Origin of the sequence: Arcticibacter sp. MXS-1 (assembly GCF_041902385.1) — a bacterium.
GTDB lineage: Bacteria > Bacteroidota > Bacteroidia > Sphingobacteriales > Sphingobacteriaceae > Arcticibacter.
Genome location: NZ_CP169244.1, coordinates 29,291 through 40,995 on the forward strand (window position 1 = coordinate 29,291; position 11,705 = coordinate 40,995).

The window sequence follows — 11,705 nt, forward strand, 5'->3', positions numbered from 1 at the left end:
TTCCTGCTCTGAAAAGTTGCGTTCTGATATAATAAATGAGGATAAGCGGATTCAATCTGATCTTCATAACTTCTTTAGCTTATTAGCCAAGTTAATCAGAAGAAGTTACCCCATCATATTGTTTATGTGATATTTATGTTAAGGCAGGATCATATTGCCGCTGACCACGGTCAGGGCCTGTCCCGAGATCAGAACCCGCCCGTCCTGATAACGCAGCCGCAGCTCCCCTCCCCTTTTTGAGGCCTGATAAGCTACCATCTCCGTCTTCCCAAGCTTCTCAGAATAATAGGGCACCAGGCTGCAGTGTGACGACCCTGTTACAGGATCCTCATCAATCCCATGCGCAGAAGCAAAAGTACGCGAGACAAAATCGTACGGGGATGCCTCTGCGTCCCGGCTGGTTACAACCACCATGTCGTACTTCCTGAGCACTGAAAAGTCAGGAGCCATCTCGTACACCTCTTCCGGTCGGGCCAGCTCCACCAGATAACGGTCCTTAGAAAACACCACGTTAAGCGAATTTACCCCAAGTGCCGACGTCAAAGCGGAAGGCAGCTCAGCAGGCACATTCTCTGAAGCCGGAAAATCAAGGCAGATCCAATCGCCTTCCTGAGCAGCTGTAAGGACGCCGCTCATGGTATAAAAACGGGCGACTTCACCCTTCGGAAGCCATCCTTCCTGCCACAGCACATGAGCAGTAGCCAGAGTTGCATGACCGCAGAGGGCGATCTCCACAGTAGGGGTGAACCAGCGCAGATCAAAACCGTCGTCCCTGCTCAGCACAAAGGCAGTCTCGGCAAGGTTATTCTCCGCTGCTATTGCCTGCATGGTCTCTGCATCCAGAGGGTCCCTTAGCAAACACACTGCCGCAGGATTCCCTTTAAACGGTTTGTCAGTAAAGGCGTCCACCTGAAAAAGAGGTATTTGAATCATTTCTTCACACTTTAGATAGTAGTGCCTCACTAAGATACACACTTCGGCCGCAAATCCCGAAAAAAAGAGGGACAGCCATCAGACATCAGACCGTCCCTCTTTTATCAAACCAAACCAACACTCTAACTATTTAATTTCAATCTGCCGCGTTACACTCCTGGCCTCTTCCTTCTTGGCCACGCTGATCATCAGCACGCCATCCTTGTATTCGGCTTCTATGCTCGCATCATCAGCACTGTCGGGCAAAGCAAAGGAGCGGACGAAGGAAGTGTAGTTAAACTCACGCTTGTTATACTTCTTCGTCTTTTCTGTATGCTCTGTCTTCTGCTCTACCGAAATCGACAAGATGTTCCGATCCAGGTTAATCTTGAAGTCTTCCTTCCGCAGACCCGGAGCAGCGAGCTCGATATGATAATCAGCATCTGTTTCGCAGATGTTAACGGCAGGAACTCTCGAAACCATCCTGTCTGATAAGAAAGAATCGTTAAAGAAAGATTCAAAAATGTCATCGATCCCTGGGACCAATGCATTGCTTTTACCGTTGTTAAATTTAACCAGTGACATAATTTTGTCCTCCTTAAATTTATTTTACTGATTTAAAATCAATCGCTTAACTACAAACAAACAAAATGCCAGGACCGCTTTATGGCATTCGAACAGCCCGCAGGATGCGACACACTGAAATTTTTTCAGGAGGGAGCTCCGGGCGGTAACAAAACGTCAGAAATTCTGCCAGCCTTTCACCCGGCGGGAATATCAAATTAAACGCTTAATTTTGCCGGGCAAAGAGAGGATGGGCAACACATCCTGATCCGCCTGGAAGAGCAAAGAATACCGTATGCAAACTGCATGAGCTCCGTCAAACAAACGGCGCCCGGGCAAGATTGCCAGCCCTTAAAAATATAGGATACGATGAAACGATCATGTGCGCTTCTTGTAATTGAATAAACACACCATGCCGACACGGTCAGCATTGGGAATTGAAAAACAAAGTATAGAATGAAAATCGAGCAATTTGAGGACAAATACCTTTCGCATTTCAGTTACGCCATCCTTGATGAGCAGGACCGGAACGTTATACTTATAGATCCTTCCCGAGATACCGGCCCCTATTATCAGTTCGCAAGGGAGCACGACGCCCGCATTACCGCTGTAATTGAGACGCATTCACACGCCGACTTCGTGAGCTCACACCTCGAATTTGCAAAAGCAGGAGCTGCTGTATATGTTAGCAAAGACATGCCTGCTCAGTATGTTCACAGCTCCTTTGATGAGGGTAATTCAATCAATACTTCAGAATTTACACTTAAGGCGATCAACACACCCGGCCATTCTAACGACAGCATCAGTGTGATCCTGGAGGCCGAAGGCAAGGATATAGCCATCTTTACCGGCGACACGCTGTTTATTGGAGATGTTGGTCGTCCTGACCTCCGGAAAACGCAGAAAAACGCCGCTGTTTTGCGTGAAGACCTGGCCCGCAAAATGTACCACTCTCTTCGCAATAAGATCCTGCCGCTAGCCGACGATGTGATCGTTTACCCTGCGCACGGAGCAGGAAGCCTCTGCGGAAAATCGCTCAGCAAGGCCAACAGCAGCACCATCGGCAGGGAACGGATTAGCAACTGGGCATTGCAGGAAAGCTCCGAGAACGACTTCATCGAAAAACTGACTTCCAGTCAGCCCTTTATACCTGCATACTTCCCTTACGACGTAGAAACCAATCTGGAAGGAGCACCTTCCTTCCGTGAAAGTGTGGCTGCGGCACCCCGTACTGATTCAGTTCCCCCTATTGTATCGTCTGAGCTTTGGATAGTCGACAGCCGACCCGAAGGCATATTCAAAAAGGGGCACCTTCCGCATTCCGTCAATATCATGGAAGGCGAAAAGTTTGAAACCTGGCTGGGATCTATTATCCGCCCTCAGGAGCGGTTCCTTCTGGCTGGAGAAAACGAAGAACAGCTTGACCGACTCATTAGGAGAGCGGCCTCCATTGGCTATGAAAAGCTGATTGAGAAAGCATTTGTGCTGAATGAAGGACCTGTCAGCACAGCGCCTCTTAACATAGAAGACTTCAAGAAAAACAAGGATCACTATACAATAGTCGACATCCGAAACACAGCAGAGGTAAACGAAAAAAAGATCTTTGAAGAAGCCCTTACCATCCCGCTTCCCGAACTAAGGAATCGCATTGCGGAAGTACCGGTTGATAAACCGATTGTGGTCCATTGCGCGGCCGGATACCGCAGCGCTGCCGGAAGCTCTATCCTTTCCGCAGAACTGGCGGATAAAGCAGTGGTGTACGACTTGGGCGAAACAATCAAAGACTTTTAAGCGAGGGCCTTATTCCGGCCTTTTTGCAACACAAGCACTATGATTGCATATTTCAAAAAGAACGCTTTTTTCCTGCTGACGCTCATTTTACTTCTCGTGATTCTGATCAGTCCGGAGGCAAAGGCGCTTTTACTGCGCGGCATAGCAAAAACAGGACTTTTCAATCTGAGTATGGACGCGGAAGTTCCGGCAAAGGCGTCTTTGCAGATCAGCCAGGCCCCCTTCGTACAATTCAGGTCGACCTCGGGAGAACTGGTGAACCTGGCTCATTTAAGAGGCAAAGTGGTATTTCTGAACTTCTGGGCCACCTGGTGTCCGCCCTGTATAGCAGAAATGCCGTCGATCAATAAGCTCTATGAGCGTTATAAGAACCGCGGCGATGTCATGTTCCTGCTCGTCGACGTCGACGGCAACTCCAAAGCCTCACGAAAGTTCATGGAGAAGCGAAAATTCGGTCTTCCCGTATATACACCGGCCAGCGAAATCCCGAAAGATCTGCTAAGCGGCGCCATCCCCACTACCATCATCTTCGACAAACACGGCCAGGCCGTGGTCAGACATGAAGGCATGGCTGATTACTCCTCTTCTGACGTCACAGAGCTAATGGAAAAACTGATCAAAGGGAAGTAGGACCTATCAGAAGCTGTTTACCATACTGTTGTGCAGAGTTCTGGCACTCCAGTATCCGCTGGCAATGATCCTCCTGATTGTTAAAAGCGGATCAGCATCGTCTCTCTTAGTGGCAAGGATAAATGCAGCTTTAAATCCTCTCTTCTTCAGTTCAGGAATTGCTTCCTTGTTCCACAAGCCGAAAGGATAAGCAAAGTACTCGATATTCTTTCCGGTAATGTCCTGCAAGGTCTTCGTCGGCTTTTCTATCTGCGTCACCCAGTCCTCACCCTGGTATTTTTTCACGTTATGATGATCCCAGGTATGACTGCCAATGATGTTCCCCTCGTCCGACAGCTTGCGCACATTGTCTTTACTCATATAGTTGGGCCTTCCAAGCGACACCGTCATAATAAAATAAACGCCTTTGAACCCGTACTTTTTGAGCTCAGGATTCGCAATGGCGAACTGATTGAGCTCTGTATCATCAAATGTGATCATCACCGGCTTTGGGGGAAGCGGATCTCCATAAGCCAGATAATTATAGACCTGATCAGGAAGAACACTGTGGTAACCGCTATCGGCGAGCATCTTCATGTGCTCTTTGAAGGTATTGACAGGAATGATATAATCTTTCGCACTCTTTGAATCAGACGACTTCCAGTCGCGGATCTGATGGTAGCATAGTATTGGAACTTGCTTGCGTGCAAGAATAGTGGCAGCGTCGGCAGGCTTCCGATCTTTTACGGAAACGGCAGTTGCAGGCGAGGATGCAGTATCTTCCGCAGTAGCGGTCACACTGTCGGAAGTGCTCTTTTCAGAAGTTTTTTGCTGACAGGAAAAGAAAAACAAGCTGAGGACCAGAACGGAGAAATAAGTAGAAAGCTTTTGTTGCATGATGTAAAATAATGTCGCAAATTAATACATAAGACCACATTTGGCAATATTCTTTATACAAAGTGTCTCCACGACTTTTGAACGCGGGCCAGCTGCGCCCTCCTGGCTATAAGACACGCTGTTCCAGGATTTTAGTATTGAAGTATCCACCTTCCGCTTCAACGGCGGAGACAAGAATGCCCGCCCTCTTACGCGGCACCTCATAACTCGCGGTTAGTGAAGCTCTCCTGTCCACTTTCATTCCCGCTCGTCAGCTCAGGACGTCAAGGCTCTCGCAAAGCTGTAAGCACAGGTCAATCCTTCCCCAGCCGCCTGTGCTTTTGATCCAGATAAAGCGACTGTGGCTGCAAACCGCGTCCCTTTCCAATCCCTTCTACAAAGTCCACCGGATCTGTGATGCTTTCAGTGCCCTTCATCCAGACGGCCGTACTGACCTCCGGCTTATCGCCGGAAGTGCCGACAACATAACCGTAGCGACCTTGCTGGCTCTGCACGGCAAAGGGCTGACTGCCGTCACTAATGATGTTCCAATACGCACTATGGGCGGCAGTGAGACCATGTATGACACTGCCTCCCCACTTTCGCCAGCCTGCCGCGAAGAAGCTGTTCTCCACCCGGCACTGATCAAAGAGGTTGGAGTGGCTAAAATGCATATGATGATCGCTTCCGCTTCCACTTGTTTTCTCACTCCCGGTGAGGCCGGTTTGAGTGCCGGTATTTTCGTCCAGGCAACGAAAAAAACATTCCCCGAAGCGTTCATTCCCGAAAGGACAAAACCATGTCGTGACAAGTGAGCCGCGCACTCACTAACGAGCGTCTCGTTCCCCATGATCCGGTACATGTAGCCATTCCCTCCGCCCCCTCCATATTGGGGCCTGCTGAAATCACACTGTAGCAGGCTGACATTAGCAGTTTGCCACAACTTGATTCCGTTGGAAAGAAGGTGCGCTCCCGAACTGTTCCCTTCCGGACAGTACGAACGCACATTCCGGATCCACCCGTTATACACTTGCGACATTTCAACGGCCCAGGAGTCGTGCAAATTATACGAAGGGCTTTCCTTCTGACGATAGGATTCTTCCGACCAGTCGCCCTGCCCGAAGCTTTGTCTGTTCCCTATCGACATATCTTCTATTCCAACTTCGGTGAGCATGCGGGGGGCGATATACACTACGCTATTCTGTTGCTGCAACAGGCTATAACGGATTGGAATATCAAGAACAAGTTCGTTCTTCTGCTTGTCAACCGAAAGAACCTCTCTGCAGTACATCAGTCCTCCCAGAGCAGCACCTCCGTCCCGCCAATACTCCAGCATACCATGGTCAGCGATCCAGCTATTATCAATGTAGTTGCGGACAATCACCCTGTCGCCCTTTCTGAAACCCGATGCATCAGCCACCGGTATTACACGTGCAGGCGACACCAGATCCTTCGTTATTCTCTGCTTATTCTTTCCCCCGGTCTTCCATGACGACGACGCAGCTATTTTTACGATGTCCTTCCCCCGCATATCTGTGGAGCTGTTAAAGAGGAAGGTCTTTCCTGCACCCGCTCCCCTCAGAACAACCTCCGATCTTTGAATCAGCAGACAATAGTCTTTATCCTTTTGGGGACTTAGCCGGTAGATGCCAGCGGGGAGATAGATCACAACCGGTTTATCCAAGCGCGGAGCCTCATCAATCACTCTTTGAAGAGGAATTGTAACATCTTCCTGTCCGTTCCCCTGAATATGATAAGGTGCTTTACTCACGTCAATCACCTTGCCCGTCCCCGATGGTACGTTTTTTTCTCCCCGGTGGTATCCCGCATATGAGAAATCCTGCAGGAACTTGTCAACGTAAAACGTCTTCACTTCCGGATTCCAATCAGCAGCATAGAGTTCGCTCCTCCATTCCTGAGCAGGTACTTGCCGGCAAAAGCAGAAAGCAAACATGAAAATAAAAAAGCGCGATGTTGTCATTCCCCCGATTTATAATTGGTGTCAGAATTGATGCAATTAACAACATTTTTCTTGAAAATCTATTTGTTTTTCGAAGGCCAAGAAGAACACTCAATCAACTTTCATCCCCGTTTGAGAGCGTGGCTCATGAGTGTTTTTTGTGAAAGTGTATCTGTTTTTAAATGGCCAGGAAGAACACTGAATCAACTTAAAGGTAAGGAAGAACATGCAGCTCACTTTCACCCCAGTTTATGGGTACAAATCATGAACGTTCTTTATTTAATACGGAAGCATGAATCGAATCTTACAGAAACAGCAGCTGACTAAATGCACAATGGAAGGCGCCGGTCTTAGCCCTGCTCAGGTTCTGACTGAAAGCTGCACAACAGGCCGTCTCACTAAAGAGCATTTAGAAAACCGGTGCAGGCCTGTCGCCAGCAACAGCTGCAGTCTTTTTTATTGCGACGGACGGATTGCAATCTCCTGCAGCTTCGCTAATCACTCCCACAGAGATAAAAGGACGACATAAAAACACCCCATTGTAATCTCCTGGGGCTCCGCCGATAACGCAGGCATACCCTGTCTAATAGTCCCCCACGGCGATCTGAAGCTCGGACCCGGCAAGCCGGTAGTTCAGCAAAGCAGAAAAATAATCGGTCTCAGCCTTTGCAAGGTTCGACTGAGCAGTGAGCACATCGCGCTTTAACACCTCTCCCGCAGCTCTCCGGTTCTGGGCAAAACGCAGCTCCTGCCTGCGATACTCCACGGCCTTGCCTGCAGCATCAAGCAGCTGCCGGGCTTGCAGCTTGTTTCGGTAGGCTTTGCTTGTAGCATTGTTCACCTGCTCGCGCGTATGAGCCAGCAATTCTTCCGCCTGGTTCTCCTGCGACCTCCGCTGATCGAGCAGAGAACGCCTGCTACCCCAGTCGAGTATCTTCCAGGTCATTAACACGCCCACGTGGTAGTTGTTATCGGGCAGCAGGCGGAGCACGTTCTGATACGTGTAGCCCGCAGTAAGCGAAAGATCGGGAATATAATTCTTCTTTGCTGCCAATACGCCGAACTTCGCCTTCTCCCTGGTAAGGGCTGCAATGCGGATCTCGGGGTTATTCGCTTCCGCCTTCTCCTGGTACTCAGCTGCCGGAGTGCTGTCGGGCTCTGCACGGATAACAGAATCAAGCTCCAGACTTGTCCCGGCAGGAAGCCCGGTCAGTTCAACCAGGTCGGCGGTATAATTCTCAATCTGGTAGCCCGCCTGCATCAGCTTTTGCTGTCCCGACGAGATTTGAGCCTGCAGACCGTAGTACCGGGTAGAATCCGTTTCACCGGCGAGCAGCGCACTCTCTACATCATACAGCTGCGCTTTGTAAAGTTCCAGGTCCACCATCGCCTGCTCGCGCTGCTTTTTAGCGATCAGAATGCCGTAGTAAAGCTTCTCTGCCCCCTGCTTTATTTTTAATTCGTTCCTTCGGGTTTGTGCTTTCGCGATGGAGAGATTCGTCTCAGCCACTTTTACCCCCGTGGCTACCTTCGTGAGCTGCGAGAGCGGCTGAGTGACCTGCACCCCGCCAACTACGATGCCATGCCGCCCTTCAAATAATTTATAATCCTGATCCGGAATAGGAAAACCGGAGATACTTCCCAGGATTCCCTGCGGAATGGTCACATCCGTGTTGGTCGTATAGTTGTACAGGCCTGCGGCATCAATATTGGGATAGTACTTGCTTCTCATGTTCTTCACAGAGTCGAGACTTTCCTGTTCCTTGAACCGTGATATCCTGAGCAGGCGGTTTTGCTTCACCGCCATTTCCTGAGCCTCAGTCAGGCTCAGCTTCACAGGGCTCTGGCCAACAGCAGCCAGGGCATATATAAAAAAGCTAAAAAAAGAATGCTGATCTTACTATTTCTCTTCATTTCTGAATTCTGAATCAGAAGGTTTAACGATCATCGTATACAGTACCGGGATAGCCACAACGGCCATCACCATCGAAAATAATACGCCCACGGCCAGCACACTGGCTAAGGGGCTCCACAGAGGCGATCCCGACAGGATCATGGGCACTACACCAATAGCGGCAGCAGCCGCGGTCAGGAATATCGGTCTCAGCCTCCGTTTCCCGGCTTCCGCTGCCGCTGTAGGAATATCCATGCCCTGCTCCCGGATGAGCAGATTGGTATGATCAACCAGGATGATGGCATTACGTACCACGATCCCCGACAAACTGATCAAGCCGATAAAGGCCGTGAACCCAAAAGGATTGCCGGTCATGACCAGTCCGAGAATGGCGCCGAACAGGCTCAGAGGAATGGAGAGCATGATCAGCAGTGCCTCCTTGATGTTCCGGAACTGAAAAAGAAGCACCAGGAAGATCATGAGCAGACTGACCAGCAGGGCCCCTACCATCTGGCTGAACGTCTCCTTCTGGTTTTCGTACTCGCCGCCGTAGGTGATGCGGTATCCTGGAGGAAGCGGGATATTGCTGATCTCGGGTCTGATCGTTTTGAGGATGCCCGAGGCAAACGAGCCAGGCTGTACCTCACTCAGCACCGACATGGTGCGAACACCGTTCCTCCTTACAATCCGCCCGGTCTGCCAGTCGGCCTTCAAATCCGCGATCTGACGCAGAGGCACGTCTGCCCCTGTCACAGGCGAGGAGACATAGAGGTTCTGAATATCCTCGAAGCTTCTGCGATTGGCCGAATCCAGTCGTAACACTACGTTGATGGGCTGGTCGCCCTCATAAAGTGTGGTAGCGGTATAACCCGAAAAGCCGGCATAGGTACTGGCGGCTACGCTCGACGTCGTGAATCCCATCCGGTTCCCTTCCTCCTTGAGGTTCATGTCAATGCCATAGTAGTCCTCCATGAAGTTGGTGTGCACATCTTCGGTGCCTTGGGTCTTCCGGAGGATCTGCTGTACACGACTGCCAATCTCCCTGATCCTGGTGATATCTGGCCCCGTTACCCGCACTTCCACCGGCGCCAGCGCTACCGAGCCCTGCTGCATCAGCCTCACCCGTGCCCTTCCCTCCGGAACCAGCTTAGCCAGCTTTCCGCTAAGCTCTGCGGCAAGCTCTTCTGTGTCTTCGTTGCTGTTCGTATTAACCAGGATCTGGCCGAAGTTGCTCGTCGGAAACTCAGGCGAAAAGTTATAGTAGAAGCGCGGCGCACTGGTTCCGGCAAAGCTCACAAAACTGGTCACCCGCTCATCCTTGCTGATCAGGCTCTCCATCCGGCGCAAAGCCGATTCCGTGCGTTCTACCCGTGCTCCGGTAGGCAGCCAAACCTCCATCACAAACTGGTTTCGTTCTGCCGCAGGGAAAAACTTCTGATTGACAAAGAGAAAGAGCACGCCCGCCCCAACAATAGAAAGAATCGAAACGGTGATGATAACGCCTTTTCTTTTCATCGACCAGTCGATCAGTTGATCATATCCATTCTGCATCGCGTCGAGCAGGGAGGGTCGTTTCTTCTCCTGCTGACCCTGGGGAGCAGAGTGATCGTGAAGTCCTTTCTTAATGAACTTATAGCACAGATAAGGCGTCAGCAGCATCGCCACCACGAACGATGAAGCCAGTGCAATGGTCACTGTAATAGGCAGGGAATAGATAAACTCGCCCACCGAGCCGGTCAGCAGGAAGCCGAGCGGAAGGAAGGCAGCTATTATCGTAACAGTTGCGGTCAGAACAGGAATAATGAGATCACTGGCACTGCGCCAGGCCGCGGTCCACCTGTCCATCCCCTCATCGAGCAGCTCCACATAGTTATCAGCAATGACAATGGCGTCGTCTACCACCATGCCCAGCACCACAATAAGGGCAGCCAGCGACACCTGCTGCAGCTCAATGCCAAAGGCATGAAGCAGAGCAAAAGTCACCGCTACCGTTACCGGAATGGCCATAGCCGCAACTGCTGCTATGCGGAACGGCAGCAGCAGGATGGTAACGATCACAACCGAGATGATGGCTAAAAAGAATTCGCGGATAAAGTCGTTTACGCTCGTCTGAACAATATGAGGCTGGTCAACGATGGTGGTGATCCTCACATTGGAGGGCAGCGTTTTCTGAATCTCCGCAAGATGCTCTTTCACGGTATTCCCGAACTTTACTACGTTATTTCCTTCGAGCATTTCCAGCGAAAGAAGCATAGCCGGCTGTCCGTCAACCCTGTACGCCGTAGAGGGCTCGGCATATTCTCTTTTGATATTAGTAGCATCTCCGAGGCGTACCACTCCGCCGGAAGGCGACACGCCCACGATCTGGTCAGACACCTGCTGCTCGGTACCAAAATAGCCCTTTGCATACAGGGGCACCTGCGACTGAGACACCTTGAGGTTGCCTGTCGGGCCGATCACGTTCTGCGCCTTGAGCACCTGCACCACCTGCGGGAACTTGATGCCATACTGCGCCAGACGGCGGGTGTCTGCCGTCACCGTGATCTGCTCTTCCTGCTCACCGATCCGTTTGATCTTTGATACCGAAGGAATGGTGCGCAAGTCATCTTCGATCTGCCGGATATAAGGAAGCAGCTGCTGGTTAGACAGATCGTCGGATGCTACGCCAATAAGCATAGCAATCGTGTCGCCGAAATCGGAATTTACAATCGGGCCAATCACACCATTAGGAAGATCGAGCAAGCGCGCCTGCAGCATATCTTGCCGCAGCTTGCCCCAGAATACATCCGGGTTCTTCACATTCTCCTGAAGTTCGACGTTGACAACAACCACACCATCCCGACTCGTTGAATAGGTCTTGTCTTTCCGTACCTCACTGTAGCCGAACAAATACTGCTCTATCTTTTTCGCCACCTGTTCTTCGACCTGGGCAGAATTAGCACCGGGATAAAAAGCCACGACCAGTGCCGTGCGGATAGTAATTTTAGGGTCCTCCCGCCGGGGCATATTGAGCAATGAGTAGACTCCGGCAAAGACCACAATTGCCAGTACAGCAAGCGTTACCTGAGCATATTTTAAAGATCCTTTAATCAGATTCAT

At 50.6% G+C, this 11,705-nt stretch carries 8 protein-coding genes; 2 read left to right on the forward strand and 6 right to left on the reverse strand.

What is annotated here, in order from left to right:
• Positions 1–138: 138 nt before the first annotated feature.
• A complete protein-coding gene (locus tag ACES2C_RS00130; RefSeq protein WP_374165018.1) occupies positions 139–933 on the reverse strand; it encodes a PhzF family phenazine biosynthesis protein in 795 nt (264 codons plus the stop codon).
• 126 nt (positions 934–1,059) lie between these two features.
• Positions 1,060–1,497: an Hsp20/alpha crystallin family protein gene (locus ACES2C_RS00135; RefSeq protein WP_374165019.1), complete on the reverse strand. Its 438-nt coding sequence runs from the start codon at positions 1,495–1,497 to the stop codon at positions 1,060–1,062.
• Positions 1,498–1,932: 435 nt separating this feature from the next.
• Between ACES2C_RS00135 and ACES2C_RS00140 the strand changes: the two genes are divergently transcribed.
• Both ACES2C_RS00140 and ACES2C_RS00145 read left to right on the forward strand, forming a co-directional pair.
• Positions 1,933–3,267, forward strand: a complete 1,335-nt coding sequence (locus tag ACES2C_RS00140) for a rhodanese-like domain-containing protein (protein WP_374165020.1) — start codon at positions 1,933–1,935, stop codon at positions 3,265–3,267.
• Between the two features lie 39 nt (positions 3,268–3,306).
• A complete protein-coding gene (locus ACES2C_RS00145) occupies positions 3,307–3,897 on the forward strand; it encodes a TlpA family protein disulfide reductase (RefSeq protein WP_374165021.1) in 591 nt (196 codons plus the stop codon).
• A gap of 6 nt (positions 3,898–3,903) precedes the next feature.
• Here ACES2C_RS00145 and ACES2C_RS00150 read toward each other — a convergent pair whose 3' ends face one another.
• The 4 genes from ACES2C_RS00150 to ACES2C_RS00165 form a co-directional block, all read right to left on the reverse strand.
• The gene (locus tag ACES2C_RS00150) at positions 3,904–4,773 is read right to left on the reverse strand and encodes a polysaccharide deacetylase family protein (RefSeq protein ID WP_374165022.1); all 870 of its coding nucleotides are present in this window, start codon (positions 4,771–4,773) and stop codon (positions 3,904–3,906) included.
• Between the two features lie 412 nt (positions 4,774–5,185).
• Positions 5,186–6,733, reverse strand: coding sequence for a glycosyl hydrolase family 28-related protein (locus ACES2C_RS00155; protein ID WP_374165023.1), 1,548 nt, complete (start codon positions 6,731–6,733; stop codon positions 5,186–5,188).
• Between the two features lie 562 nt (positions 6,734–7,295).
• Positions 7,296–8,549: a TolC family protein gene (locus ACES2C_RS00160; RefSeq protein WP_374165024.1), complete on the reverse strand. Its 1,254-nt coding sequence runs from the start codon at positions 8,547–8,549 to the stop codon at positions 7,296–7,298.
• A 63-nt stretch (positions 8,550–8,612) separates the two neighbouring features.
• Positions 8,613–11,705, reverse strand: a complete 3,093-nt coding sequence (locus tag ACES2C_RS00165) for an efflux RND transporter permease subunit (RefSeq protein WP_374165025.1) — start codon at positions 11,703–11,705, stop codon at positions 8,613–8,615.

What these genes read in the sequence shown, in the direction of transcription:
- ACES2C_RS00150 (WP_374165022.1), bottom strand. Translation starts at nt 4,773, where the DNA reads ATGCAACAAAAGCTTTCTACTTATTTCTCCGTTCTGGTCCTCAGCTTG.
- ACES2C_RS00135 (WP_374165019.1), bottom strand. Translation starts at nt 1,497, where the DNA reads ATGTCACTGGTTAAATTTAACAACGGTAAAAGCAATGCATTGGTCCCA.
- ACES2C_RS00145 (WP_374165021.1), top strand. Translation starts at nt 3,307, where the DNA reads ATGATTGCATATTTCAAAAAGAACGCTTTTTTCCTGCTGACGCTCATT.
- ACES2C_RS00140 (WP_374165020.1), top strand. Translation starts at nt 1,933, where the DNA reads ATGAAAATCGAGCAATTTGAGGACAAATACCTTTCGCATTTCAGTTAC.
- ACES2C_RS00155 (WP_374165023.1), bottom strand. Translation starts at nt 6,733, where the DNA reads ATGACAACATCGCGCTTTTTTATTTTCATGTTTGCTTTCTGCTTTTGC.
- ACES2C_RS00130 (WP_374165018.1), bottom strand. Translation starts at nt 933, where the DNA reads ATGATTCAAATACCTCTTTTTCAGGTGGACGCCTTTACTGACAAACCG.
- ACES2C_RS00165 (WP_374165025.1), bottom strand. Translation starts at nt 11,705, where the DNA reads ATGAATCTGATTAAAGGATCTTTAAAATATGCTCAGGTAACGCTTGCT.